Genomic DNA, 25,905 nt, shown 5'->3' with positions numbered 1-25,905 from the left:
CCCCGCGCCCTCGCACTTGACGACAACCTCGGAGGCCCAGCGGTGCACGATCTGCCGCAGCAGCTGGTCAACGGCCTGATCCTCGGAGCCCTGTACGGCCTCATAGCCGTCGGCTACACCATGGTCTACGGCATCATCCAGCTCATCAACTTCGCCCACGGCGAGATCTACATGATCGGCGGCTTCGGCGCCCTCACCATGTGGCTCTGGCTCCCCGGCGGCACGTCCCTCGCCATCGCGATGCCCCTCATGCTCCTCATGGGCATCGCCTGCTCCGTCCTCGTCGCCGTCGGCGCCGAACGGTTCGCCTACCGCCCCCTCAGGAACGCCCCCCGGCTCGCCCCGCTCATCACCGCGATCGGCCTGTCCATCGCGCTGCAGCAGGTCGTCTGGGCGTTCTACCCCGACGCCAAGGCCGACCGCACCTTCCCCCAGTTCTCCGGCGGCCCCATCGACCTCGGAGCCTTCACGCTCCAGCGCGGCGACCTCTTCCTCATCATCGCGGCCCCCCTGTGCATGGCCTTCCTCGCCTACTTCGTCGCCAGGACCCGCACCGGACGCGCCATGCAGGCCACCTCCCAGGACCCGGACACCGCCCAGCTCATGGGCATCAACACCGACCGGATCGTCGTCACGGCCTTCGCCATCGGCGGCGCCTTCGCCGCCGTCGCCGCCATGGCCTACGGACTCAAATACGGCCAGGTCGGCTTCAAGATGGGCTTCATCGCCGGCCTCAAGGCCTTCACCGCCGCCGTCCTCGGCGGCATCGGCAACATCTACGGCGCCATGATCGGCGGCCTCGCCCTCGGCCTCGCCGAAGCCCTCGCCACCGCCTACATCCAGGACATCCCCGGCATGGAGCTCCTCGGCGGCGGTGCCTGGAAGGACGTCTGGGCCTTCGTGCTCCTCATCCTCGTGCTCCTGCTGCGCCCCCAGGGCCTGCTCGGCGAGCGCGTCGCGGACAGGGCGTGATCACCATGACCGACACCACCACCACGGCCCCCGCACGCGCCGTGCTCCCGCTGCCCGAGAAGGCCGCCCGCTACGGCACCGCCGCCGGCGCCCTCCTCACCACCGCGAGCACCTTCCTCGCCTGGACCTGGACCGCGGAATTCCCCGGCGACCTCACCGTGACCGGCTACCCCGGCGGCCTGCAGGTCCTCACCCTCGTCGGCGGCCTCATCACCCTGCTGCTCACGCTCTCCGCCCTCGGCATCCGCGGACTGCGCTGGCTCACCCCCGGCGGCAGCACCGCACCCACCCTGCTCTTCGCCCTCGGCACCCTCGGCACCACCGGCTACACCCTCGGCGCCATCAGCTACAGACTCGGCGGCGTCGTCAACCTCGAACCCGGAGCCTGGATCGCCGGCATCGCCGCGCTCCTCACCGCCGTGTTCGCCCTCGGCATCCCCGCCGACGAACCCGACCCCGAGGCCACCGGCGCCGGCGCCCGCCTGCGCGCCGCCCTCAAGGCACCGCCCGCACGCCCGGCCGCCGTCACCCTGCCGTCCTGGGCCGAGATCCTGCTGATCGCCGTCGCCTTCGGCATCGCCCTCTACGTCTTCACGTACGGCATCGACACCGAATACGTCGAGCTCTTCACCGGCTACCTGATCCTGGTCCTCTTCGGCGGCATCGCCCTGACCAAGACCGGTCTGCCCTCGCGCCTCACCGCGCTCACCGCGAAGCACCGCACCATCGCGCTCACCGCGGCCTTCGTCGCCGCCGCCGCGTTCCCCTTCACCCAGTCCAACGACACCTACACCAACGTCGCCGCCAACATCCTGGTCTTCGCCACCGTCGCCCTCGGCCTCAACGTCGTCGTCGGCCTCGCCGGCCTCCTCGACCTCGGCTACGTCGCCTTCCTCGGCGTCGGCGCCTACGCCGCGGCCCTGGTCTCCGGCTCCCCCGACTCCACCATCGGCGTCCACTTCCCGTTCTGGGCCGCCGTTCTCACCGGCGCGGCCGCCTCCCTGGTCTTCGGCATCGTCATCGGCGCCCCGACCCTGCGACTGCGCGGCGACTACCTCGCCATCGTCACCCTCGGCTTCGGTGAGATCTTCCGCATCACCATGAACAACCTGGACGGCGACTCCGGGCCCGACATCACCAACGGCCCCAACGGCATCCCGAACATCCCCGACCTCGAAATCTTCGGGTTCAACCTCGGCGAGACCCACACCGTCCTCGGCGTCGACCTCGGCCGGTTCGCCAACTACTACCTCCTGATGCTCGTCTTCACGATCATCGTCGTCACCGTCTTCCGCCGCGCGGGCACCTCCCGCATCGGCCGCGCCTGGGTCGCCATCCGCGAGGACGAGACCGCCGCCCAGGCCATGGGCATCAACACCTTCCGCCTCAAGCTCCTCGCCTTCGCCCTCGGCGCCTCCCTCGCCGGCATGGCAGGCACCGTCCAGGCCCACGTCCAGTACTCGGTCACCCCCGACCAGTACAAGTTCGTGGAGAACGCGCCGCCCAACTCCGCGTTCCTGCTCGCCGCCGTCATCCTCGGCGGCATGGGCACCGTCAGCGGACCCCTCGTCGGCGCCTCCCTGCTCTACCTCATCCCCGCCAAGCTGCAGTTCATCGGCGAGTACCAGCTCCTCCTCTTCGGCGTCGCGCTCATCCTCCTGATGCGCTTCCGCCCCGAAGGCCTCATCGCCGACCGCCGCAAGCAGCTCGAATTCCACGAGATCGACCAACTCGACGTGCCAGAACAGCGATTGCCCGAAGAACCGGCCGTCACCAAGGCGGGGGCGTGACCACCATGACCACGACCACGACCACGACGACCCGTACCGTCCTCGAAGCCAGCGGCGTCACCATGCGCTTCGGCGGCCTCACCGCCGTCCGCGACGTCGACCTCACCGTCGGCGAGGGCGAGATCGTCGGCCTCATCGGACCCAACGGCGCCGGCAAGACCACCTTCTTCAACTGCCTCACCGGCCTCTACGTGCCGACCGAGGGCAAGGTCTCCTACAAGGACACCGTCCTGCCGCCCCAGCCCCACCTCGTCACCCAGGCAGGCATCGCCCGCACCTTCCAGAACATCCGCCTCTTCGCCAACATGACCGTGCTGGAGAACGTCCTCGTCGGACGCCACACCCGCACCAAGGAAGGCCTCTGGTCGGCCCTCCTGCGCGGCCCCGGCTTCAAGAAGGCGGAACGGGCCTCCGAGGAACGCGCCATGGAACTCCTGGAGTTCACCGGCCTCGCCAAGAAGCGCGACCACCTCGCCCGCAACCTCCCCTACGGAGAACAGCGCAAGCTGGAGATCGCCCGCGCCCTCGCCAGCGACCCCGGACTCCTCCTCCTCGACGAGCCCACCGCCGGCATGAACCCCCAGGAGACCCGCGCCACCGAGGAACTGGTCTTCGCCATCCGCGACCAGGGCATCGCCGTCCTCGTCATCGAGCACGACATGCGGTTCATCTTCAATCTCTGCGACCGCGTCGCCGTCCTCGTCCAGGGCGAGAAACTCGTCGAAGGCACCAGCGACGTCGTCCAGGGCGACGAACGCGTCATCGCCGCCTACCTCGGCACCCCCTTCGAAGGCGCCCCCGAGGACACCGCGCTCGACGAAGTCCAGGCCGCCGAAGCGCAGGCCGCCGCCGAAGGAGACGACCAGTGACCGCACTGCTGGAGGTCGAGGACCTCAAGGTCGCGTACGGCAAGATCGAAGCCGTCAAGGGCATCTCCTTCCGCGTGGAGGAGGGCCAGGTCGTCACCCTCATCGGCACCAACGGCGCCGGGAAGACGACGACGCTGCGCACGCTCTCGGGCCTCCTGAAGCCCCTGAGCGGCAAGATCACGTTCGCCGGACAGCCGCTCAACACGGTCCCGGCCCACAAGATCGTCGCCATGGGCCTCGCCCACTCCCCCGAAGGCCGGCGCATCTTCCCCCGCCTCAGCATCGCCGAGAACCTCCAGCTCGGCGCCTTCCTCCGCAAGGACACGGCAGGCATCACGAAGGACATGCAGCGCGCCTACGACCTGTTCCCCATCCTGGGCGAACGCAGGAAGCAGGCGGCGGGCACGCTCTCCGGCGGTGAGCAGCAGATGCTCGCCATGGGACGGGCGCTGATGTCCCAGCCCAAGCTGCTCATGCTCGACGAGCCCTCCATGGGCCTCTCCCCGATCATGATGCAGAAGATCATGGCGACCATCGCCGAGCTGAAGGCACAGGGCACCACGATCCTGCTCGTCGAGCAGAACGCCCAGGCGGCCCTGTCGCTCGCCGACCAGGGCCACGTCATGGAGGTCGGCTCCATCGTCCTGTCCGGCTCCGGCCAGGACCTCCTCCACGACGAGTCCGTCCGCAAGGCGTACCTCGGCGAGGACTGAACCCGCACATGACCGAGGCCCGCACCCCATCGGGGCGCGGGCCTCGGTCATGCCCAGGGGGCCGGGTCTCAGCCCTTCGACGCCTTCTTCTCCGCGGCGTCCTCGATGACCGCCTCGGCGACCTGCTGCATCGACAGCCGGCGGTCCATCGACGTCTTCTGGATCCAGCGGAACGCCGCCGGCTCCGTCAGCCCGTACTCCGTCTGCAGGATCGACTTCGCCCGGTCCACCAGCTTGCGGGTCTCCAGACGCTGGGTGAGGTCCGCGACCTCCTGCTCCAGCGTCTTCAGCTCCGTGAAACGCGAGACCGCCATCTCGATCGCCGGCACGACGTCGCTCTTGCTGAACGGCTTCACGAGGTACGCCATCGCGCCCGCGTCCCGGGCCCGCTCGACGAGGTCGCGCTGGGAGAACGCGGTCAGCATCAGGACCGGCGCGATCGACTCCTCGGCGATCTTCTCCGCCGCGCTGATGCCGTCCAGCTTCGGCATCTTCACGTCGAGGATCACGAGGTCCGGCTTGTGCTCACGGGCCAGCTCGATGGCCTGCTCACCGTCGCCGGCCTCGCCCACGACGGTGTAGCCCTCTTCCTCGAGCATCTCTTTGAGGTCGAGGCGGATCAGGGCCTCGTCCTCGGCGATGACGACACGGGTCGTCAGCGGCGGGACGTGCGACTTGTCGTCGTCGGCGGCGTCAACGGGCTGGGGCGACTCGGGGGCGGTCACGGGGGCGCTCCTTGTTCGGGCAGGCTATGGGCTGCTCCTAGAGACTACCTAGCTGCGGCCGCGCGTGATGACCCGGTACACTTCCGACGCGGCCAGCGGCCGGGCCGGGTTGGTGGAACGGTATACACGGAGGTCTCAAACACCTCTGCCTGAAAGGGCTTGCGGGTTCGAATCCCGCACCCGGCACACAGTTCCGTAAGTGGATGTTCGCGTTCTCGTGAACATCCGCTTTTTGCTGCGCGGCGTCACAATCGCTCACGCACAGTTACCCCATGGAACAGCACGCACCTTCGGTACGGGCACAAGCAATCGCGCTGATGCGCCAGGGCGTCGCCAACCGCGTCGTCGCGGAGCAGCTGAACGTCCCGAGGGGAACCGTCGGCTGGTGGCGCAGCGAGGACCGCAGAGCCCGAGGTGAGGCGTACGAGCCGGTGACGGACTGCCCCAGGTGCACTGGCCGTGACTTTGGCAAGGCCGCCTATGCGTACTTACTCGGCCTCTATCTCGGCGACGGCCACATCATCTCCAAGCCCCGACAGCACCACCTGTCCATTTTCTGCAACGCCACGCAGACCGGGTTGATCGCGGCCGCCGCGGAGGCCATGCGCCATGTCATGCCGCTCCCTCGCGTGAGCCTGCGCGAGAGGCCCGGCTGCATCGAGGTGAAGTCGTACACCAAGCACTGGACCTGCCTGTTCCCCCAGCACGGCCCCGGCAAGAAGCACGAGCGCGAGATCGCCCTGGTCTCCTGGCAGCGGGAGATCGTCGACGCGCATCCCTGGGAGTTCGTGCGGGGTCTGATCCATTCCGACGGCTGCCGGATCACGAACTGGACCACCCGGCTCGTCGGTGGCGAGCGCAGGCGCTACGAGTACCCCCGGTACTTCTTCACCAACAAGTCCGACGACATCCGGCAGCTCTACACGGACACCCTCGACAGGCTGGGTCTCGTCTGGACGCACTGCACGCGCAACGGCAGCCCGTACAACATCTCCGTCGCGCGTGCGGCAGACGTCGCCCTCCTCGACCTCCACGTGGGACCCAAACACTGACCCGCAATAGGACCCGTCACAGCGCCCCCGGCCGCCCCCTGGGACCCGCCCCAATTCCCCCGCGAGTTCTTGACCGGCCCACCCGCCTCGCACGATGTTCGGGGTCACACCCACCCGTCGTCCGAAGAGGTACGCATGAGCCCGATCAACCGGCGCCGCTTCGTCGCGGCCGCGGCCGGCGCCGCCGCGGCCGCCGTGGCCGTGAGCCCGGAGTCCGCGTTCGCAGCAGGGTCCGGCAGGAGCGTCGGCGCGACGGACGAGGACGGTCCGGACTTCGGCGACAGAGGCGATTTCACCGACGCCGACAAGGGGTTCGTCGCCGCTCTGTCCCCGGGCGTCGTCAGGAATGCGGACGGCAAGGTCGTCTGGGACAACGACGCGTACGACTTCCTGAAGCAGGACGCTCCGGCCACCGCCAGCCAGAGCCTGTGGCGGCAGTCCCAACTCGTCCGCAAGCAGGGCCTGTACAAGGTCACCGACCGGATCTATCAGGTCCGGGGGCTCGATCTGTCGAACATGACGATCGTCGAGGGCGACACCGGCATCATCGTCATCGATCCGCTGATCTCCGCCGAGACGGCCGCCGCCGCGCTGAAGCTGTACCGGGACCATCGCGGCGCCGGCAAGGAGGTCACCGCTCTTCTCTACACGCACCCGCACGTGGACCATTTCGGCGGCGCGTACGGCGTCCTGCCGAACGGGGCGGGGGACGTGCCGGTCGTCGCGCCGGAGGGGTTCCTGGAGCACGCGGTGTCGGAGAACGTGTACGCGGGGACGGCGATGACGCGTCGCTCCGCCTATATGTACGGCGCCCAGCTCCCCACGTCGGCCAGGGGGCAGATCGGCTGCGGTCTCGGGCAGAACGTGTCGCTCGGGACCGTCGGGCTGATTCCGCCGACCAGGAGCATCACGCGGACCGGGCAGGTCGAGACGTACGACGGCGTGCGGTTCGAGTTCCAGATGACGCCGGGGACCGAGGCGCCCGCCGAGATGAACTTCGTCCTCCCGGATCTGCGGGCCGTGTGCATGGCGGAGAACGCGACGCACACGATGCACAACATCATCACGCTGCGCGGTGCGCAGGTGCGGGACGCCCGCCAGTGGGCGCATTGTCTGGACGAGTCGATCGGCCTGTTCGCGGGGCGGGTGGACGTGGCGTTCGCGTCGCATCACTGGCCCACCTGGGGCGGCGACGAGATCACCGAACTGCTCACGCAGCAGCGGGACTTGTACGCGTATCTGCACGACCAGACCCTTCGGATGATCAATGTCGGGATGACGGGCCGGGAGATCGCCGAGGAGATGAGGCTGCCGCCCGCGCTGGAGGGGTGGGCCAACCGCGGCTACTACGGGTCCGTGAGCCACAACGTGAAGGGCATCTATCAGCGCTACATGGGCTGGTTCGACGCGAACCCGGCTCATCTGTGGGAGCACCCGCCCGTCGAGGAGGCGAAGCGGTACGTCAAGGCGATGGGCGGGCGGACGGCGACCGTGCTGAAGGCGAAGGGGTTCGCGCGGGACGGGGATCTGCGGTTCGCCGCGACGTTGTTGAACCACGTCGTGTTCGCGGATCCGGAGCACAAGGCCGCGAAGGCCGAACTTGCCTCTGTTTACGAGAAGTTGGGGTTCGCGACGGAGAACGCGGTCTGGCGGAACTTCTATCTCACCGGGGCCATGGAGCTGCGTGAGGGGGTGCGGCCCGGCGATTCGTCGACCGTGGGCCCGACGATGATGGCGGCGCTGAGCGTCGAGCAGCTCATCGATTCGGTGGCGATCCGTGTCAACGGGCCGAGGGCCTGGGATCTGAAGGTGCGGATGGACTGGAGTTTCCCGGCGTCCGGCGTCGTGTTCCATCTGACTTTGCAGAACGGCGTGTTGACGTATCGCAGCGATACGAAGGCGGATCCGGCCGCGGAGGTCACGCTGACCATGACCAAGCCTCAGTTGCTCGCTCTGCTGGGCGGCAAGGGGCTGGGGGACATCGGGGTCGTGGGGGACGCGTCGCTGTTGCAGAAGCTGCTGGCGGTCGTGGACGAGCCGGATCCCGGTTTCGCCGTGGTGACGCCGTAGGAGCGGGCGGATACGCGGCCGGGGCCGCACCCCGGGGAGGGGTGCGGCCCCGGCCGCGGTGGGTGACCGGTTACTTCGGGCTGTCGTCCTCGCCGATGTGGTGGATGCGGACGAGGTTGGTGGAGCCGGGGACGCCGGGCGGGGAGCCGGCGGTGATGACGACGATGTCGCCCTTGCGGCAGCGGCCGATCTTGAGGAGCTGCTCGTCGACCTGGGCGACCATCGCGTCGGTGGAGTCCACGTGCGGGCCGAGGAACGTCTCGACGCCCCAGGTCAGGTTGAGCTGCGAGCGGGTCGCCGGCTCGGGGGTGAAGGCCAGCAGGGGGATGGGTGAGCGGTACCTGGACAGGCGCTTCACCGTGTCGCCGGACTGGGTGAAGGCGACGAGGAACTTCGCGCCCAGGAAGTCGCCCATCTCGGCCGCCGCGCGGGCGACGGCGCCGCCCTGGGTGCGGGGTTTGTTGCGCTCGGTCAGGGGCGGCAGGCCCTTGGCGAGGATGTCCTCCTCGGCCGCCTCGACGATGCGGCTCATCGTCTTGACGGTCTCGATCGGGTATTTGCCGACGCTGGTCTCGCCGGAGAGCATGACCGCGTCGGTGCCGTCGATCACGGCGTTCGCGACGTCGCTGGCCTCGGCGCGGGTCGGGCGCGAGTTGTCGATCATCGAGTCGAGCATCTGGGTGGCGACGATGACCGGCTTGGCGTTGCGCTTGGCGAGCTTGATGGCGCGCTTCTGCACGATCGGGACCTGCTCGAGGGGCATTTCGACGCCGAGGTCGCCGCGGGCGACCATGATGCCGTCGAACGCGGCGACGATGTCGTCGATGTTGTCGACGGCCTGCGGCTTCTCCACCTTGGCGATGACCGGGAGGTGGCGGCCCTCCTCGGTCATGATGCGGTGCACGTCCTCGATGTCGCGTCCGCTGCGTACGAAGGAGAGCGCGATGATGTCGGCGCCGATGCGCAGGGCCCAGCGGAGGTCCGCCTCGTCCTTGTCGGAGAGCGCGGGGACGGAGACGGCGACGCCGGGGAGGTTGAGGCCCTTGTGGTCGGAGACCATGCCGCCTTCGACGACCTCGGTGCGGACGCGGGGGCCGTCGACGCCGGTGACCTGGAGGCTGACCTTGCCGTCGTCGACGAGGATGCGCTCTCCGGGGGTGACGTCCTCGGCGAGGCCGCCGTAGGTGGTGCCGCAGCTACGGCGGTCGCCCTGGATGCCGTCCTCGACGCTGATGGTGAACTCGTCACCGCGTTCAAGGAGTACGGGGCCTTCGCTGAAGCGGCCGAGTCGGATCTTCGGGCCTTGAAGGTCGGCGAGGATGCCGACGCTGCGGCCGGTCTCGTCGGAGGCCTTTCGCACGCGCTGGTAGCGCTCCTCGTGTTCGGCGTAGGTGCCGTGACTGAGGTTGAAGCGGGCTACGTCCATTCCGGCCTCGACGAGTGCCTTGATCTGCTCGTACGAGTCGGTGGCGGGGCCCAGGGTACAGACGATCTTTGCTCGGCGCATGATTCGAGCCTAGGCCTTACCGGCCGGTAGAGAATTGGCCGGGCGTGACTACTCAACGACCTTTGTATGAAGGGCTATTGACAAGCGCCGCTAAGTTTTGAATTTGATCGCGGGCGCGCTCCAATGAGCAGGTGGGATGTCAGAGCTGGGGCGGGTGCATCGTGAATCGCGCATTGACCTGGGCGTGCACGTGCTGGCGTTCGGGTTCGAGGTCGAGGGCGGGTGCGCTGTCGGGGGTGTCCCCGGCGAAGGCGGCGCGGGGCATGCCGCGGGCGAGTTCGCGCCCCGTCCAGGAGTGGTCCTCTGCTGCGACGTCGGCGAGTTCGACGAGGGCGGCGAGGGTGGTGCCGAGGGCGTCGGCGTATTCGCGGGCGCGCTGGACGGCTTCGTGGACGGCCTGCCGGCGTGCCTGGGCGTGGACCGGCGAGGTGGGGCGCAGGGACCACCAGGGTCCGTCGACGCTGGTGAGGTCGAGGTCGGCGAGGCGGGTGGCGAGTTCACCGAGGGCGGTGAAGTTGGTGAGGTCGACGGTGACGTGGACTCGGCCGTGGTGGGTGCGGATGCGTTCGCCGCGGCCGTGTTTGGCGAATTCGGGGGTGAGGGAGAAGGCTCCGGTCTCGAGGTTCTCGACGGCGTCGCCGTAGGTCTTGACGAGGTCGAGGACGCCGGTGTTGCGGCGGGTGAGGTCGTCGAGGGTGGCGCGGCGGTCGGTGCCGCGGGCGCTGACGGTGATGCCGATGCGGGCGAGTTCGGGGTCGGCTTCGAGGTGGGCTTCGCCGCGGACGGCGATGCGGGGTGCCTCGGGTGTCCCGAATGGCGTGGGTTCGGCGGGTGTGGGGGTCATGGCCCCACTGTCTCACTGGTGTCCGCCCCCGGCCGGTCATCGGATCGAAACCTGGAGGGGGTGTTGCGGGGGTGGGTTCTGCGCCAGAATCTACGCGCGTTACACGTGTGTTGACTCATCGCCAGTGGTGCCCCGAGGAGTACAGAGATGCCGTTGAACCGCAGAAGGTTTCTGGGACAGTCCGCCGCGACGGGCGTGGGGGTGGCGCTGACCGGCGCCCTGGCCGCACCGGCCGCGGAGGCCGCGGAGCGGGGTCACGGGCACGGGCACGGACCCGAGAAGCGGAAGCGGTACTCCTTCACGGTCATGGGCACGACCGACCTGCACGGGCACGTCTTCAACTGGGACTACTACAAGGACGCCGAGTACGCGGACACGGCGGGCAACGCGCAGGGTCTGTCGCGGATCTCGACCCTGGTGAAGCAGGTGCGCGAGGAGAAGGGCCGTGGCAACACGCTGCTGATCGACGCGGGCGACACGATCCAGGGCACGCCGCTGACGTACTACTACGCGCGCGTGGAGCCGATCACCGCGAAGGGTGGTCCGGTGCACCCGATGGCGCAGGCGATGAACTCGATCGGCTACGACGCGGCGGCGCTCGGCAACCACGAGTTCAACTACGGCATCGACACGCTGCGCACGTTCGAGTCGCAGCTGAAGTTCCCGCTGCTCGGGGCGAACGCGGTGGACGCGAAGACGGAGCGGCCGGCGTTCCGGCCGTATGTCATCAAGAAGCTGCGCACGCCGCACGGCAAGGACGTGAAGGTGGCGATCCTGGGGCTGACGAACCCGGGGATCGCGATCTGGGACAAGGCGTACGTGCAGGGTGTGCTGAAGTTCCCCGGCATCGAGGAGCAGGCCGCGCTGTGGGTGCCGAAGCTGCGCTCGATGGGCGCGGACGTGGTGATCGTCTCGGCGCACACGGGTGCCTCGGGCACGTCGTCGTGGGGCGATCAGCTGCCGTACGTGGAGAACGCGGCGGCGAACGTGGCGGCGAAGGTGCCGGGGATCGACGCGATCCTGGTCGGGCACGCGCACGTGGAGATCGAGCAGCAGGTCGTGACCAATGAGAAGACCGGGAAGCCGGTCGTCCTGTCGGAGCCGCTGTGCTACGCGGAGCGGCTGGCTCTCTTCGACTTCGAGCTGGAGTGGGAGAAGGGCCGCTGGACGGTGGCGTCGGTGTCGTCGAAGCTGCTGAACTCGAACACGGTGGCGGACGACCCGAAGATCACGAAGCTGCTCGCGGACGAGCACGCGCTGGTCGTGAAGTACGTGAACCAGGTGGTGGGCCGGGCGACGGCGACGCTGACGACGGAGGACGCCCGTTACAAGGACGCGCCGATCATCGATCTGATCAACAAGGTGCAGGCGGATGTCGTGACGGAGGCGCTGAAGTCGACGCAGTACGCGTCGCTGCCGGTGCTGTCGCAGGCGTCGCCGTTCTCGCGTACGTCGCAGATCCCCGCGGGGGACGTGACGATCCGCGATCTGTCGAGCCTGTACGTGTACGACAACACGCTGGTGGCGAAGTTGCTGACGGGTGCGCAGGTGCGGGCGTACCTGGAGTACTCGGCGGAGTATTTCGTGCAGACGGCGGCGGGTGCGGCGGTCGATGTGGACAAGCTGACGAACGCGAACAACCGGCCGGACTACAACTACGACTACGTGTCGGGTCTTTCGTACGACATCGACATCGCGCAGCCGGCGGGTTCGCGGATCAAGAACCTGAAGCACGGCGGTGCGGATCTGGACGACGCGGCGCAGTTCGTGTTCGCGGTGAACAACTACCGGGCGAACGGCGGTGGCGCGTTCCCGCACGTGGCGACGGCGCAGGAGCTGTGGGCGGAGTCGATCGAGATCCGGACGCGGATCGCGGAGTGGGTGACGGCGAAGGGCGTCCTCGACCCGGTCGACTTCGCGTCGGTGGACTGGAAGCTGACGCGGGACGGGACGCCGGTGTTCTAACCCTGGAGTTTGATCAGATTGCCGCGCTCACCTGTCTGCTGTCCGGGCAGGGGGGCGCGGTTCTCGTGTCCGGTGAGGCCGAAGGTGGTGAAGGCGGTGCGCCGGGGCTGCGGGTAGGGGTCCTTGCCCGTCAGGGAGTTGAGGATGGTGGAGCTGCGCCAGGCGGCGAGGCCGAGGTCGGGGGCGCCGACGCCGTGCGTGTGGCGCTCGGCGTTCTGTACGTACACCGCTCCCTGCACCGACTTGTCGAGGACGAGGCGGAACTGCTCGTCGATCCGCGGGCGTTCGCTGTTGTCCCGGCGGATGTAGGGGTCGAGTCCGGCGAGCATCCCGTCGAGCGGGCGCTCCTTGTAGCCGGTGGCGAGGACGACGGCGTCGGTGGTGAGGCGGGAGCGGGTGCCCTGTCCGCGGTGTTCGAGGTGGAGTTCCACTTTGGTGGTGGCGACGCGGCCGGCGGTGCGGACGCTGACGCCGGGGGTGAGGACGGCGTCGGGCCAGCCGCCGTGCAGGGTGCGCCGGTAGAGCTCTTCGTGGATGGCGGCGATGGTGTCGGCGTCGATGCCCTTGTGGAGCTGCCACTGGGCGGGGACGAGGCGGTCGCGCTCGGGTTCGGGGAGCTGGTGGAAGTACGAGGTGTAGTCGGGCGTGAACTGCTCGAGGCCCAGCTTGGAGTACTCCATGGGCGCGAACGCCTCGGTGCGGGCCAGCCAGTGGATCTTCTCGTGGCCCGCGGGGCGGTGCCGGAGGAGGTCGAGGAAGATCTCGGCGCCGGACTGGCCGCTGCCGATGACGGTGACGTGTTCGGCGGCGAGCAGGCGCTCGCGGTGGTCGAGGTAGTCGGCGGAGTGGACGACGGGCACGGTGGGCGCGTCGGCGAGGGGCTTGAGCGGCTCGGGGACGTGGGGCTCGGTGCCCACTCCGAGGGCGACGTTCTTCGTGTACGTGCGGCCGAGGGCCTCGGCTTCTCCGTCGGCGTCGAGCTGGGTGAAGTCGACCTCGAAAAGGGCGCGTTCGGTGTTCCAGCGGATGGCGTCGACCTGGTGGGAGAAGTGGAGCCCGGGCAGGTTCTCGCTGACCCAGCGGCAGTAGGCGTCGTATTCGGAGCGCTGGATGTGGAAGTTCTCGGCGAAGTAGAAGGGGAAGAGCCGCTCGCGGGTCTTGAGGTAGTTGAGGAACGTCCAGTGGCTGGTGGGGTCGGCGAGGGTCACCAGGTCGGCGAGGAAGGGGACTTGGAGCGTGGCGCCGTCGATGAGCAGCCCGGGGTGCCACTGGAAGGCGGTGCGCTGTTCGTAGAAGACGGTGTCGAGCTCGGTGAGGGGGTGGGCGAGCGCGGCGAGGGAGAGGTTGAAGGGGCCGATGCCGATGCCGACGAGGTCGCGGGGCGCCTCGTCGGGCGGGGTGGCGGACTGCGGGGTGGGCGCGGCTGTCATCGGGGCGTGTGTCCTTCCACCAGTTTCAGGAGGGCGGCGAGGTCGCCCGGTTCGGTGTGCGGGTTGAGCAGGGTGGCTTTGAGCCAGAGGGTGCCGTCGTCGGTGCGGGCCCGGCCGAGGACGGCGCGGCCTTCGGTGAGCAGGCCGCGGCGGATCGCGGCGATGGTCTCGGCGCTCGCGCCCGTGGGCCGGAACAGGACGGTGGAGAGGGTCGGGGTGTCGTAGAGCTCGAAGGCGGGGTGGGCGTCGACGAGCCGGGCCAGGTGGTGCGCGAGGGCGATGACCTGGTCGGTGAGGGCGCCGAGTCCGGTGCGGCCGAGGGCTTTGAGCGTGACGGCGATCTTGAGGATGTCGGGGCGGCGGGTGGTGCGCAGGGAGCGGCCGAGGAGGTCGGGCAGGCCTGCTTCGGTGTCGTCGTCGGCGTTGAGGTAGTCGGCCTGGTACGTGAGGGCCTGTACGTCGGCCGGGTCGCGTACGGCGATGAGTCCTGCGGCGACGGGCTGCCAGCCGAGCTTGTGCAGGTCCAGGGTGACGGTGTGGGCGCGGGCGAGGCCGTCGAGGAGGGTGTGGTGGCGGGCGCTGAACAGGAGGCCCGCTCCGTAGGCGGCGTCGACGTGCAGGCGGGCGCCGTGCTGTTCGCAGACGTCGGCGATCTCGGGGAGCGGGTCGATGAGGCCGGCGTCGGTGGTGCCGGCGGTGGCGGCGACGAGCTTGGGCCCGGGCAGGTCGGTGAGGGCCTCGTCGAGGGCGGCGGGGTCGAGGGTCCCGGTGGGTGCGGGCACGGCGATCGGGTCGGGCAGACCGAGCAGCCAGGCGGCGCGGGCGAGGCTGTGGTGGGCGTTGTCCCCGACGAGGAGCCGGACGGGTGCGCGGTGGCGGGTGGTCTCCCGGGCCAGCAGGACGGCGAGCTGGTTGGCCTCGGTGCCGCCGGTGGTGACGAGGGCGTCGCCGGGCGCCGTGTCGCCGTACACCTCGCGGGCGAGGGCGGCGGTCACGAGGGCTTCGAGGGCGGAGGCGGCGGGGGCCTGGTCCCAGGAGTCCATCGAGGGGTTGAGGGCGCTCGCGGCGAGGTCGGCGGCGGTGGCGACGGCGAGCGGCGGGCAGTGCAGGTGGGCGGCGCACAGGGGGTCGGCGGGGTCGGCGGCGCCTTCGGTGAGCGCGGTGACGAGGGTGCGCAGGGCATCGTCGGCGCCGGTCCCCTGCTCGGGCAGGAGGGTGCCCGCCCGGTCCTGCAGCCGGGTGGCGACGGCGTCGGGGCCGCCGGCCGGGAGGGGGCCGCCGCGGAGTGCGGCCCCCTCCTGGAGTGCGTCGAGGACGGTGGTGAGCAGGGGCCGCAGGGCGTCGGGGCCCTGGGTGCCTCCGGCGAGGGGCGGATGAGCGCTCACGGGCGCAGCCCGTTCCTCGAAAGGGCGGTGGTGGGCGACGGGCGGGCGCTCATGGGGGTCCTTCGGGTGCGTGACTGGCGGGGCGGCCACGAGGCCGTGCGCCCACCAGTCTTGAACCTTCGGGAAGTAGACCTTCGGTAAATGCGACAGGAATACCCGAAAGGGGTACTCCTTGGCCGGAAAGGTCTGTTGGTGGTGTATAAGGCGTGGCGGTTAGGGCTGTTGGGCCTGCCGTACCCGCAATGCCCTTGCCAGGTCGTCGAGTTGGTCGGTGAGCTTGCGGCGCAGGGCCGGGGTGGGGGTGCCTTCGGCGAGGGTCCGCTCGCCGAGGTCGAGGGTGTCGGTGTCGATGGCGTACGTGGGGAAGGCGTGCCGTCCGGCGGCTTCGGCGATGGCGGGGCCGCGGCGGTCGGCGAGGGCGGTGACGTCGGTGAAGTAGCGGGGTACGTAGCACCGCAGCAGGCCGGCCTGTTCGGGCTGCCAGAAGCCCTGGGCGGTCGCGGTGAACAGGTAGTTGGACAGGTCCTGTCCGGGGTCGGTGGTGAACATCGCGTCCCAGGCGGCCTGTTTGGCCTGCGGGTCGGGCAGGGCGGCGCGGCAGCGGGCGGCGCCTTCCTGTCCGGCGGCGCTGGGGTCGTGGGCGAGTTCGGCCTCGATGACGGCCTCGTCGACGGCGCCGAGGACGCTGAGCCGGCCGAGGATGCGCCAGCGCAGCTCGGGGTCGAGGTCGGGGCCGCCGCGGACGGCGCCGGAGTCGTACCAGTCGCGGATGACGTCGGCGTGCTGGGCGGCGTCGACGAGGTGGCGCACGGCGGTCAGGCGCAGGCCGGGGTTGCTGCCGTCCTCGGTGCGGCGGATGAGGTCCTCGCACAGGGCGGTGAGCAGGGTGAGCGCGGCGGGGCGGTCCTCGGGGGCGCTGTAGCGGTCGGCGACCTGGGTGTGGGCGAAGGCGAGGACGCCCTGGACGAGGGCGAGGTCGGTCTCCGCGGCGAGGTGGGCGCCGACGGTCTCCAGGTAGGCGGCGGGCTCCAGTTGCCCGTCGCGGACCATGTCGCGCAGCGTGTTCCACAGGACGGCGCGGGTGAGGGGGTCGGGGACTTTGGAGAGGCCGCGCAGGGCCGCTTCCTCGGAGGCCGGGTCGAGGCGGACCTTGGCGTAGGTGAGGTCCTGGTCGTTGGGGACGATCAGGGCGGGCCGGGGGCCGAGGAACGTCTGGGGCGTCCGGTCCGCGGGCACGTCGACGTAAAGGCGCTCGCTCAGGACGAACGCGCGGTGGTCGGCGGGGTCGCGGTCGTAGCGGCCGAGGGCGATGCGGTGCGGGCGGCTGCCGGTGCGCTCGGCGGCGAGGGTCCAGGTGTCGTCGGTGCCGGTGACCCGGGCGGTGAGGGTGTCGACTCCGGTGGTGCGCAGCCAGGCGTCGGCCCAGGCGTGGACGTCGCGTTCGGTGGCGGAGGCGAGGGAGTCGAGGAAGTCGGCGAGGGTGGCGTTGCCGAACCTGTGGCGCTTGAAGTGGGTGTTGATGCCGGCGAGGAAGTCCTTCTCGCCGAGCCAGGTGACGAGCTGGCGCAGGGCGGAGGCGCCCTTGGCGTAGGAGATCCCGTCGAAGTTGAGGAGGGCGGAGGCGGTGTCCTCGACGGCTTCGGGGGCGACGGGGTGGGTGGAGGGCCGCTGGTCCGCGTCGTAGCCCCAGGACTTGCGGGCGACGCCGAAGTCGACCCAGGTGTCGGTGAAGCGGGTCGCCTCGGTGAGGGTCTGGTAGCCCATGTACTCGGCGAACGACTCGTTCAGCCAGATGTCGTCCCACCACTTGAGGGTGACGAGGTCGCCGAACCACATGTGGGCCATCTCGTGGGAGATGACCATGGCGCGGGTCTGCCGCTCGGTGTCGGTGACGGCGGAGCGGTAGACGAACTCGTCGCGGAAGGTGACGAGTCCGGGGTTCTCCATCGCGCCGGCGTTGAACTCGGGGACGAACGCCTGGTCGTAGGAGTCGAACGGGTAGGGCTCGTCGAACTTCTCGTGGTAGCGGTCGAAGCACGCGCGCGTGACGTCGAGGATCTCGTCGGCGTCGGCGTCCAGGTAGGGCGCGAGGGAGCGGCGGCAGTGCAGGCCGAAGGGCAGGCCGCGGTGTTCGGTGCGGACGGAGTGCCAGGGTCCCGCGGCGACGGCGACGAGGTAGGTCGACAGGAGCGGGGTGGTGGCGGCCTGCCACTTCCCCTCCCCCAGGTGTTCGGTGACGCTGTTGGCGAGGACGGTCCAGTCGTCGGGGGCGGTGACGGTGAGGTCGAAGACGGCCTTCAGGTCGGGCTGGTCGAAGGCGGCGAAGACGCGCTGGACGTCCTCCATGAACAGCTGCGTGTAGACGTACGTCTCGCCGTCGGTGGGGTCGGTGAAGCGGTGCATGCCCTCGCCGGTGTGCGAATAGCGCATCGCGGTGTCGAGGCGCAGCTCGTGCGGGCCCTCGGTGAGGCCGGTGAGCGGCAGCCGGTTGCCGTCGAGCGAGGCGGGGTCGAGGGGCTGTCCGTCGAGGGTGGCGGAGCGCAGCTCGGCGGGTTTGAGCTCGACGAAGGTGTCCCCTGTCGCACGCGCGGTGAACCGGATCGCGGTACGGGAGTCGAAGGTGTCGGCGCCGGTGGTCAGGTCGAGGTCGACGGTGTACCGCTCGACGTCGATGAGCCGGGCTCGGGTCTGCGCTTCGTCGCGCGTCAGTACGGGCATGAGGTCATGGTGCCGTACGGCTCCGGCGCGGGAACAGGGCGGCTCGTGCGGCCCGGCCAGGGGCGCGGGGAGCTGCGCGGCCGGCCACGACGGCGCGGCAGCCGCCGAGGGATCTCGACCGGCTACGGCGCCGCGGCCCCGGGGCTCCGGCCCAGGCCCTGCTCCTCGGTCGCCGGAGGGGCTCGATGGTGCGCCGGTGCGTGCGTCAGCGCTTGGTGTCCTCGGCGATCTGCTCGTGGTGGCGGATGACCTCGCTGATGATGAAGTTGAGGAACTTCTCGGCGAACGCGGGGTCGAGCTTGGCGTTCTCGGCGAGCTGGCGCAGGCGCTCGATCTGGCGGGCCTCGCGGGCCGGGTCCGCCGGGGGCAGGGCGTGCTCGGCCTTGAGGTGGCCGACCTGCTGGGTGCATTTGAAGCGCTCGGCGAGCATGTGGACGACGGCGGCGTCGATGTTGTCGATGCTGTCGCGGAGCCGGGCGAGCTCGGCGCGCACCTCGGGATCGACGGCCGACTGGTCTGCGGGCTTGCTGGTGGTCATGACGGATCAGCCTACGTGGACCATGGGCGGGTCGTCGGGGTCGGGGATCTTGTCCGACCAGCCGCCGGGTACGGCACGGCCCTGCTGCTCGCGGAAGCGGACGGGTGCGGTGCCGACGCGGCGGGTGAACAGGCGGGAGAAGTAGGCGGGGTCGTCGTAGCCGACGCGGCGGGCGACGGCGGCGACGGGCAGTTCGGTGGCGGCGAGGAGTTCCTTGGCGCGGCCGAGGCGGATGCCGAGGAGGTAGTCCTTGGGGCTGCAGCCGGCGCCTCTGCGGACGGCGGTGCGCAGTTCGGCGGGGGTCATGCCGTGCCGGGCCGCGTGTTCGGCGACGGACAGCGGCTGGAAGGCGTCGCGGGCGAGGGCCTGGAGGACGGGGTCGCCGTCGGGGGCCATGTCGGCGCGGGCGCGGCGCAGGGCGACGAGGAGTTCGTGGACGGCGGCGCCGGTCTCGACCTCCAGGAGGGGGTTGCCGCGGCGGGCGGCGCGGGCGATACGGCCGACGGCGGCGCGGGCCGGGGCGGCGTCGGAGAGGGGCACGAGGGGCCGGTCGGGCTCGATGTAGCCGAGTTCGGTGTAGGTGGCGGTGGCGGGGCCGGTGAAGTCGACGAAGCACTCGTCCCAGCCGGTGTCGGGGTCGGCTCCGTAGTGGTGGGGGCGGCCGGGGGTGAGCCAGATGAGGGCGGGGGCGGTGACGGGGGCGCGGCGGCCGTCGGTGCCCTGGAACCAGCCGCTGCCCGCGGTGACGACGACGGCGACGTGGTGGTCGAGGGTGCGGGGTCCGACGGTCGGCAGCAGTCCGTGCTGGAGGCCCACGCCGAGGCAGACCAGGCCGAGGCGGTGGTGGACCGGGCTGGGTGTGAAGTACCGCATCCAGGTGTGGTACGTGGACATATGTCCCCTCCCGTGGTGCTTGTCCTGCGTGTTGTGGTGGCGTTCGGGGCACCGGGGGCGCCTTCCCGCGTCCAACACCAGCCGATCTTTGTCCATGGACCCCGTGGCCCGCCAGAGGTGAAGGTGGCGGCCGGTAGGTGAGGCGCCTATCGGGCACGGAGGAGCACGTGATGGCCGAGTTCAGGGTGGGCGAGGACGACTTCGAGGTGGACGGCAGGCCGGTGCGGCTGCTGTCGGGTGCCTTGCACTACTTCCGGGTGCACGAGGAGCAGTGGGCGCACCGGCTGCGGATGCTGAAGGCGATGGGCCTGAACTGTGTGGAGACGTACGTCCCGTGGAATCTGCACGAGCCGCGGCCGGGCGAGGTGGACGACGTGGCGGCGGTGGGCCGGTTCCTGGACGCGGCGCGGGAGGCGGGGCTGTGGGTGATCGCCCGGCCGGGTCCCTATATGTGCGCCGAGTGGGAGAACGGCGGGCTGCCGCACTGGGTGACGGGCCCGCTGGGGGCGCGGATCCGGACCAGGGATGCGGAGTTCCTGGCGTCCGTGGAGCGCTGGTTCCGGGTGCTGTTGCCGTACATCACGGAGCGGCAGATCGACCGGGGCGGCCCGGTGATCATGGTGCAGGTGGAGAACGAGTACGGCAGTTACGGCTCGGACGGCCTCTACTTGCGGGCCCTTGCGGACCTTCTTGTCGAACTCGGTGTGACAGTGCCGCTGTTCACCTCGGACGGGCCCGAGGACCACATGCTGACGGGCGGTACGGTCCCGGGGATGCTGGCGACGGCGAACTTCGGCTCCCACGCGCGCGAGGGCTTCGCGACGCTGCGCAGGCACCGCCCCAAGGGGCCGCTGATGTGCATGGAGTTCTGGTGCGGCTGGTTCGACCACTGGGGCGCCGAGCACGTCGTGCGCGATCCGCGGGACGCGGCCGAGGCGCTGCGGGAGATCCTGGAGTGCGGGGCCTCGGTGAACCTGTACATGGCGCACGGCGGGACGAGCTTCGGCGGCTGGGCGGGGGCGAACCGGGGCGGGCGGCTGCACGACGGGCCGCTGGAGCCGGATGTCACGTCGTACGACTACGACGCGCCGATCGACGAGTTCGGCCGGCCCACCGAGAAGTTCTGGCTGTTCCGGGAGATCCTCGGCCGGTACGCGGACGGGCCGCTGCCCCAGGTGCCCGAACCGCCGGCGGCGCTCGCCGCGCCGGTCACGGCCGGGCTGACCGCGTTCACGCCGCTGGACGGTGTGCTGGAGGCGCTGGGCGGGCCGGAGACGGAGCACGCCGTGCCGCCGTCGTTCGAGGCGCTGGACGTGGACCGCGGCCTGGTGCGGTACGCGGTGACGGTGCCGGGGCCGCGCAAGCCGTATCCGCTGCGGGCGAGCGGGCTGCGGGACCTCGCCGTCGTGTACGTCGACGGGGAGCGGGCCGGGGTGCTCACGGAGGAGGAGCCGGTGCTCGCGGAGCCTGTCGCCGGGCACGCGCGCGTGGAGCTGTGGGTGGAGTCGCTCGGCCGGGTCAACTACGGGCCGCGCACGGGCGAGCCGAAGGGGATCACCACCGGGCTGCTGCACGAGCGGCAGTACGTCCACGGGGTGCGGGCCAGGGGGCTGCGCCTGGACGCGTTCGTGCCGGAGCGGGTGGCGTCCCTGCCGTCCGTGCCGCCGGGCGACGGGCTTCGGGGCCTGTACCGGGGGTCTTTCGAGGTGGCGGGGGCCGGGGACGCCTCGCTCGAACTTCCGGGCTGGACGCGGGGGTTCGTGTGGGTGAACGGGTTCTGCCTGGGGCGGTACTGGGCGGCCGGGCCGCAGGATGCCCTGTTCGTGCCCGGGCCTGTGCTGCGGGAGGGGGTCAACGAGGTGTGGGTGCTGGAGGTGGACCGGGCGGGTGAGCCGGGCGTGCGGCTGCGCTGAGGCGGGGCCGGGGGCGCCTGTTCGTCCGCCGGGTGCGGTGGGGCGGCGGGTGCGGCTTTCGCCGTGGCCCGCAGCGCAGTTCCAGGCGCCCCTGGATGCGCACCCGGCGGACGGGCACGCGTTCAGGCCCCCTGGAGCTCGGTCACCTCGAACGCGTCCAGGGTGAACTCGGCCGTGCCGTCGTCCCCGGTCTTGCGGAGCCCGACCCACGCCTCGCCCTGCGCGGGCGCGGTGAACTCGTAGGTGAGGGTGGCCGGTTGGGTCGCGACGGGCAGGTCCTTACGGTCCAGCTCCCGCGGCTGCGGCTCGTCGACCGCCGTGATCCAGGCGTACTGGCCGGCCAGCTCGCACGCGTACCGGAGGCGGACCCGGTACCGCTTGCCGGGCAGGAAGCGGACGGTGTGCGGGACCGTGCGGTGGACGAGGCCGGTGTTCTCGCCGCGGGACTTCAGGGACTGGGTGCCGTCGATGACATCGTCGACGGCCTTGCCGTTCCAGCTGCGCTGCGTGAAGGGCGCGTGCCGCTGCGCGATGTGGGTGCGCGGATCGGTGGAGCCGCCGGCGTCGCCCTTCACGAAGGGGCCCCAGCCCTGCGGTACGTGCTCGAAGTCCTCGGCGGCGAGGACGTCCCGGGGAACGGTGGGCCGCACGGCCGCGGCGATGCGTACGTTGTCGAAGCGGACGCGGGCCCGGCCGGCGTCCGCGCGCAGGGTGAGAGTGACGGGGCCGCCGCCCTCGGGGACGGTGAAGTACGTGAACATCCGCTGGAAGCGGGTGTCGTGCTTGCGGTCGGCGGCGACGTGGTTGACGGCGGTGGACGTGTCCGTCCAGTTGGTGGCGGTGACGCCGTCGGCGGTGCGCACCTCCAGGGAAGCCTTGCGCCGCTCCCCCGCTGTCGCGCCGACCTCGACCTGGACGGACGCGACGTAGCTGCCGGGGGCGAGGCGGGACAGGCGCTGGGAGACGGTGGCGGCGGCGCCGGGCGCGATGAGGAGTTCGTGGTCGCCGAGGTCGCTGAGTGCGACGGCCGCGGGGCCGGTGACCTGCCAGCCCGCCAGGGAGCCGGAGTGGAATCCGGGGTCGTGGAGCGGGGTGCCCTGCCCCCAGTCGGGGTCGCGGTCCAGGTCGGTGCGGCGCCGGTAGAGGACGTACGGCTGGTCGGCGTCGGCGCGGAGCGTGACCTTGCCGCCGGCGACGGGCACGTGGGCGACGAAGACGCGGCCCTGGTCGGTGAGCCGGTACAGGGCGACGCGCGACAGGCCGGTCCAGGCGCGCGGGAGCTGCCAACTGCTGCTGCCGCCTTCGGGGTTGTAGTGGTACAGCTTCGCCGGGTCGGTGGCGTTGCGGGGTTCCCACGGCAGCAGGTAGGTGCCGTCGTCGTAGACGAGGCGGCCGTCGGTGGTGATGCGGCGGGTGCCGGTGGCGTCGCTGACGCTGGTGCGGGTGGCGCCGAAGAACGTGATGTCGTGGTCGCCCCACGCCTTGATGGGCTGCGCCTGGAGGTACTTGGCGGGCAGCGAGTGGGTCCAGATGAGCCGGTAGAAGGCGGTCCAGTCGGTCTTGCCGACCCAGCCTTCGAAGTTGCCCATGCGGGCGACGCCGAGGAGGGTGGGCCACTTGTCGGCGAAGACGTCCTTCTGGTGGTGCCGGATGAAGCGGATCAGCCGGGAGTTGATGCCGCGCGAGGTGTCGGCGCCGTAGTCGGTCTCGGTGGCCCAGTGCGACCACAGGGCGGAGCGTTCGAAGCCGTGGCCCCATTCGGTGGTGATGTTCCAGCCCTGCTCGCGGAAGGTGCGCTGGAGGCGGTCGGAGGTCCAGCCGGACTCGCGGAACACGTCGATGTAGAGGGTGTTCAGGGCCGGGTCGGTGTCGCGGCGCAGGTCGGCGAAGCGCCGGACGATGTCGCCGGAGACGAGGTCGCGGCGCTGGTCGATGCGGTAGCTCTGGTCGAGCCAGTCCCACTGCTCGTCCGCCTTGTCGACGAGGGTCTCGGAGAAGGCGTGGGCGACGGGGTAGGACTCGGTGGCGTTGACGTGCACGCCGAAGTCGCTGTTCCACTTCTTGCCCTCGCGGACCAGGGTGTTGAGGTCGTCGAGGCCGCCCGCGCGGGTGTTGTAGTTGCCCGCGTAGTCGGGGTGCGCGGAGTCGTGGCCCTCGGACTGGTAGCCCTTGAGCAGCGTGTACTGGCGCAGTCCGTCGGTGGCGAGGTGGATGCGCTTGACGTTGTCGAGGGTCGCGAGGAACGGGTTGGTGGCCTGCGAGGCGAAGTTGAACGGGATGTGCGGGACGACCCGCAGGTGCTGCTCGTCGGCGCCGCGCGGGGTGACGGCGATGTCGCGGAAGGCGATCGCGGCGTCCTGCCAGTCGACCGTGCCGTCGCCGTTCCGGTCACCGGTGACGATCACGGTGGCGTACGGGAGGGGTTCGGTGGCGTCGACGGGGGCGGTGGCGGCGCGGTGCGTCCACTGGCCGGGGGTGAGGCGGGCGGCGGTGTGGCCGTCGCCGCGGACGGTCTCGCGCCACAGGCGGCCGTTCTCCCAGGTGGTGCCCGCGGCGGTGTCGGGCTTGTCGTAGACCGTGTTGGTCTCGACGGCGCCGCCGAGGGTGTCGTGGGCGACGACGGCGTAGGCGCAGCCGGTGGGTGCTTCGGCCGGACTGTCGGCCTTCGGTGTGACGAGGGTGTCGCCGCTCTTGGCCTTGTCGAGCTGCACCTTCGCGGCGAGGAGGGCGGCGCCGGGCTGGTCGCTGCGGACGGACAGCAGCGCGAGGCCGGGGATCTGCAGGGTGCCGACGCGGAGTGCGGCGGTGTCGGCGATGCGGGTGACGCGCCAGTCGACGCGGAAGCCCTCGACGGTGATGCGTACGTCGATGGTGGTGCCGCCGTCGAGGGCGAGCCGGTAGTCGGCGCGGTCGGTACCGGCCGTCGACGTCACCTTCGGGGTGTGCTCGACGCCGTCGACGAGGACGGTCGTGACCGGGTCGGGCTGGGCGTGCAGGACGGCTCCGGTGGCGCGGTCGGTGTAGGAGACGACGGCCGGGAAGGCGGTGGCGACGCGGACGTCGAGGTCCCGGGAGCGGAGCACGGCGGCTGTACCGGCGGTGTCCGCGGCGCGGGCGGTGGTGGTGCCGGCGAGGCCGAGCGTCAGGGTGGTGCCCGCGGCGGCGCCGGCGGCGACGACGGCCCTGCGGCTGGGCCCGTCATGGCCTCTCGAGGGACCGGTGGGCGGCTTCGGCTGGCCTGTGGGGGGCACGGCGCACTCCTTCTCGCGGCGGTTCGGCGTGTCGATCACGATGCGCCGCGTGGGGCGAGGGCGCCCATGGACAAAGGAGGGACAGGTGTTGGACTAACGGACGCGCAGGGGCGGCCGGACCGCCCGTGAGGGGGTCTGGTGCCGGAGGCGGGCGGCCTTACTCTGGAGGCGCCGGGTCCGGGGGCGGGCCCCGGGGGAACACGGCCCGGCGGCCCCAGGGGGTGCGCGCGTGGCGAACGGCGGACCGGTGGTGCACGGCTATCCGCACCTGGAGACCGTGCGGTCGGCGATCACCGCGCTGTACAAGCGCCTCTCCTACGACACGGTGCACACCTTCGCATCGAGTGTCGTCCCCGCCGACGTGGCCTTCGGCGACCAGGACGATCTGCACCTGGGGGCGCAGCGGGTGGCGCGCGAGATGGTGCGGCACTATCACCTGCCGGACGCGCGCATGATCGTCGGCTTCCGGGAGATGCAGCACGCGGCGAGCGTCGAACTGGCCGCGGGGCCCGAGTACTTCATCGAGCTGAACGACCGGTTCCGTACGCATCGCCGGGACATCGGGGCGGCGCTGGCGCACGAGGTCATGCATGTGTATCTGCACCGGCTCGGCCTGTCGTTCCCGGGGACGCGGGACAACGAGATCCTCACCGACACGGCCGCGACGTACCTGGGCGCGGGCTGGCTGCTGCTCGACGCGTACCGGGAGGACGCGGCGTCGTCGCAGAAGCTCGGCTATCTGACGCCGGAGGAGTTCGGGTACGTACTGGCGAAGCGGTCGCTGGCGTTCGGCGAGGCACCGGAGACGTGGTTCACCAGCGCGCAGGCGTACACGGCGTACACCAAGGGTCTGGCGCAGGCGCGGCGCGACGAGCAGCAGCCGCCGTTGACCGCGGCGGGCTGGGCGGGCCGGCGCCGGTACGCGAAGGACCGCCGCTACGCGCAGGACCACGGCCCGCACGGGCCCGCGCCGGCCGGGCCGTACTCGTTCTCGGCGACCGGGCCGCAGGGGCGGTCGGGGCTGCGGGTGGCGTTCCCCTGCCCGACGTGCCACCAGCGGATCCGGGTGCCCGTGCGCGGGCGGGTGCGGGCGCGGTGCGGACTGTGCCGCACGGTCCTGGAGTGCGACACGTAGGGGGCGGCTCGCGGTCCGCCGAAGCCGTCCCGGCCGGCGGAGTCCCGGACTCGGGAGGCAGGGGCGCCGACATGCTGTGCGTCGTCCGGGTGTGCCCCGGGGTGAGGGCCGAGGCGGGACGCTGCCGCGCGGCG

The 25,905-nt window shown here is 70.9% G+C and carries 18 protein-coding genes and 1 tRNA gene; 10 read left to right on the top strand and 9 right to left on the bottom strand.

Annotation, left to right across the window (positions count from 1 at the left end; all coding sequences use genetic code 11):
- Positions 1–42 precede the first annotated feature (42 nt).
- From ACQUQD_RS30290 to ACQUQD_RS30275, 4 genes are read left to right on the top strand one after another with little or no spacing between them, the layout of a single operon-like run.
- Complete coding sequence (locus ACQUQD_RS30290; protein WP_428955328.1) at positions 43–972, top strand: branched-chain amino acid ABC transporter permease; 930 nt, start codon at positions 43–45, stop codon at positions 970–972.
- Between the two features lie 5 nt (positions 973–977).
- Positions 978–2,762, top strand: coding sequence for a branched-chain amino acid ABC transporter permease (locus ACQUQD_RS30285; protein WP_428955327.1), 1,785 nt, complete (start codon positions 978–980; stop codon positions 2,760–2,762).
- Positions 2,759–3,631: an ABC transporter ATP-binding protein gene (locus tag ACQUQD_RS30280; protein WP_428955326.1), complete on the top strand. Its 873-nt coding sequence runs from the start codon at positions 2,759–2,761 to the stop codon at positions 3,629–3,631. The genes ACQUQD_RS30285 and ACQUQD_RS30280 overlap by 4 nt, the downstream gene beginning before the upstream one ends.
- A complete protein-coding gene (locus ACQUQD_RS30275; RefSeq protein ID WP_428955325.1) occupies positions 3,628–4,344 on the top strand; it encodes an ABC transporter ATP-binding protein in 717 nt (238 codons plus the stop codon). Before ACQUQD_RS30280 ends, ACQUQD_RS30275 begins: the two co-directional genes overlap by 4 nt.
- A 68-nt stretch (positions 4,345–4,412) precedes the next feature.
- Here the strand turns inward: ACQUQD_RS30275 and ACQUQD_RS30270 are convergent, their stop codons facing one another.
- Positions 4,413–5,069, bottom strand: coding sequence for an ANTAR domain-containing response regulator (locus tag ACQUQD_RS30270; protein ID WP_428955324.1), 657 nt, complete (start codon positions 5,067–5,069; stop codon positions 4,413–4,415).
- Positions 5,070–5,172: 103 nt separating this feature from the next.
- On the opposite strand from ACQUQD_RS30270, the gene ACQUQD_RS30265 reads away from it, so the two are divergent.
- The 3 genes from ACQUQD_RS30265 (at position 5,173) to ACQUQD_RS30255 (ending at position 8,191) form a co-directional block, all read left to right on the top strand.
- A tRNA-Leu gene (locus tag ACQUQD_RS30265) sits at positions 5,173–5,255 on the top strand.
- A gap of 86 nt (positions 5,256–5,341) precedes the next feature.
- Positions 5,342–6,121 (top strand): helix-turn-helix domain-containing protein, encoded by a 780-nt coding sequence (locus ACQUQD_RS30260; RefSeq protein WP_428955323.1) that lies wholly within the window; start codon positions 5,342–5,344, stop codon positions 6,119–6,121.
- Positions 6,122–6,256: 135 nt separating this feature from the next.
- Positions 6,257–8,191: an alkyl/aryl-sulfatase gene (locus tag ACQUQD_RS30255; RefSeq protein WP_428955322.1), complete on the top strand. Its 1,935-nt coding sequence runs from the start codon at positions 6,257–6,259 to the stop codon at positions 8,189–8,191.
- A gap of 70 nt (positions 8,192–8,261) precedes the next feature.
- Here the strand turns inward: ACQUQD_RS30255 and pyk are convergent, their stop codons facing one another.
- Both pyk and ACQUQD_RS30245 read right to left on the bottom strand, forming a co-directional pair.
- Positions 8,262–9,698 (bottom strand): pyruvate kinase, encoded by a 1,437-nt coding sequence (gene pyk / locus ACQUQD_RS30250; protein WP_428955321.1) that lies wholly within the window; start codon positions 9,696–9,698, stop codon positions 8,262–8,264.
- 139 nt (positions 9,699–9,837) lie between these two features.
- A complete protein-coding gene (locus tag ACQUQD_RS30245; RefSeq protein ID WP_428955320.1) occupies positions 9,838–10,542 on the bottom strand; it encodes an SIMPL domain-containing protein in 705 nt (234 codons plus the stop codon).
- Between the two features lie 147 nt (positions 10,543–10,689).
- Here ACQUQD_RS30245 and ACQUQD_RS30240 point away from each other — a divergent pair, with 147 nt between their 5' ends.
- On the top strand, positions 10,690–12,507 hold the full coding sequence (locus ACQUQD_RS30240; RefSeq protein ID WP_428955319.1) for a bifunctional metallophosphatase/5'-nucleotidase: 1,818 nt from the start codon (positions 10,690–10,692) through the stop codon (positions 12,505–12,507).
- Here ACQUQD_RS30240 and ACQUQD_RS30235 read toward each other — a convergent pair.
- The 5 genes from ACQUQD_RS30235 to ACQUQD_RS30215 all read right to left on the bottom strand — a co-directional run bounded on the left by ACQUQD_RS30235 (position 12,504) and on the right by ACQUQD_RS30215 (position 19,472).
- Positions 12,504–13,937 carry a lysine N(6)-hydroxylase/L-ornithine N(5)-oxygenase family protein gene (locus ACQUQD_RS30235; RefSeq protein WP_428955318.1) on the bottom strand — a complete coding sequence of 478 codons (1,434 nt, stop codon included), beginning with the start codon at positions 13,935–13,937 and terminating at the stop codon, positions 12,504–12,506. The genes ACQUQD_RS30240 and ACQUQD_RS30235 overlap by 4 nt on opposite strands.
- Positions 13,934–15,322 (bottom strand): pyridoxal phosphate-dependent decarboxylase family protein, encoded by a 1,389-nt coding sequence (locus ACQUQD_RS30230; protein WP_428955317.1) that lies wholly within the window; start codon positions 15,320–15,322, stop codon positions 13,934–13,936. Before ACQUQD_RS30230 ends, ACQUQD_RS30235 begins: the two co-directional genes overlap by 4 nt.
- A gap of 213 nt (positions 15,323–15,535) precedes the next feature.
- Entirely contained in the window at positions 15,536–18,040 is a 2,505-nt protein-coding gene (gene pepN / locus ACQUQD_RS30225; RefSeq protein WP_428955315.1) for an aminopeptidase N, read from the bottom strand.
- A gap of 205 nt (positions 18,041–18,245) precedes the next feature.
- On the bottom strand, positions 18,246–18,578 hold the full coding sequence (locus ACQUQD_RS30220) for a chorismate mutase (RefSeq protein ID WP_428955314.1): 333 nt from the start codon (positions 18,576–18,578) through the stop codon (positions 18,246–18,248).
- A 6-nt stretch (positions 18,579–18,584) separates the two neighbouring features.
- Entirely contained in the window at positions 18,585–19,472 is an 888-nt protein-coding gene (locus tag ACQUQD_RS30215) for a helix-turn-helix domain-containing protein (protein WP_428955313.1), read from the bottom strand.
- A gap of 170 nt (positions 19,473–19,642) precedes the next feature.
- Between ACQUQD_RS30215 and ACQUQD_RS30210 the strand changes: the two genes are divergently transcribed.
- On the top strand, positions 19,643–21,385 hold the full coding sequence (locus ACQUQD_RS30210; RefSeq protein ID WP_428955312.1) for a glycoside hydrolase family 35 protein: 1,743 nt from the start codon (positions 19,643–19,645) through the stop codon (positions 21,383–21,385).
- 122 nt (positions 21,386–21,507) lie between these two features.
- Here ACQUQD_RS30210 and ACQUQD_RS30205 read toward each other — a convergent pair whose 3' ends face one another.
- Entirely contained in the window at positions 21,508–24,636 is a 3,129-nt protein-coding gene (locus tag ACQUQD_RS30205; protein ID WP_428955311.1) for an endo-alpha-N-acetylgalactosaminidase family protein, read from the bottom strand.
- A gap of 229 nt (positions 24,637–24,865) precedes the next feature.
- Here ACQUQD_RS30205 and ACQUQD_RS30200 point away from each other — a divergent pair, with 229 nt between their 5' ends.
- Positions 24,866–25,771: a hypothetical protein gene (locus tag ACQUQD_RS30200; RefSeq protein WP_428955310.1), complete on the top strand. Its 906-nt coding sequence runs from the start codon at positions 24,866–24,868 to the stop codon at positions 25,769–25,771.
- Positions 25,772–25,905: the final 134 nt, after the last annotated feature.

The organism is Streptomyces sp. cg35 (assembly GCF_050410835.1).
In the GTDB taxonomy this organism is placed as follows: domain Bacteria; phylum Actinomycetota; class Actinomycetes; order Streptomycetales; family Streptomycetaceae; genus Streptomyces.
This window is presented reverse-complemented; position numbering and strand designations above follow the sequence as displayed.

Excerpts from the sequence above, each read along its gene's own strand:
- ACQUQD_RS30210 (WP_428955312.1), top strand. The coding sequence starts at position 19,643 with ATGGCCGAGTTCAGGGTGGGCGAGGACGACTTCGAGGTGGACGGCAGG.
- ACQUQD_RS30240 (WP_428955319.1), top strand. The coding sequence starts at position 10,690 with ATGCCGTTGAACCGCAGAAGGTTTCTGGGACAGTCCGCCGCGACGGGC.
- ACQUQD_RS30260 (WP_428955323.1), top strand. The coding sequence starts at position 5,342 with ATGGAACAGCACGCACCTTCGGTACGGGCACAAGCAATCGCGCTGATG.
- ACQUQD_RS30285 (WP_428955327.1), top strand. The coding sequence starts at position 978 with ATGACCGACACCACCACCACGGCCCCCGCACGCGCCGTGCTCCCGCTG.
- ACQUQD_RS30245 (WP_428955320.1), bottom strand. The coding sequence starts at position 10,542 with ATGACCCCCACACCCGCCGAACCCACGCCATTCGGGACACCCGAGGCA.
- pyk (WP_428955321.1), bottom strand. The coding sequence starts at position 9,698 with ATGCGCCGAGCAAAGATCGTCTGTACCCTGGGCCCCGCCACCGACTCG.
- ACQUQD_RS30255 (WP_428955322.1), top strand. The coding sequence starts at position 6,257 with ATGAGCCCGATCAACCGGCGCCGCTTCGTCGCGGCCGCGGCCGGCGCC.
- ACQUQD_RS30235 (WP_428955318.1), bottom strand. The coding sequence starts at position 13,937 with ATGACAGCCGCGCCCACCCCGCAGTCCGCCACCCCGCCCGACGAGGCG.
- pepN (WP_428955315.1), bottom strand. The coding sequence starts at position 18,040 with ATGCCCGTACTGACGCGCGACGAAGCGCAGACCCGAGCCCGGCTCATC.
- ACQUQD_RS30215 (WP_428955313.1), bottom strand. The coding sequence starts at position 19,472 with ATGTCCACGTACCACACCTGGATGCGGTACTTCACACCCAGCCCGGTC.
- ACQUQD_RS30220 (WP_428955314.1), bottom strand. The coding sequence starts at position 18,578 with ATGACCACCAGCAAGCCCGCAGACCAGTCGGCCGTCGATCCCGAGGTG.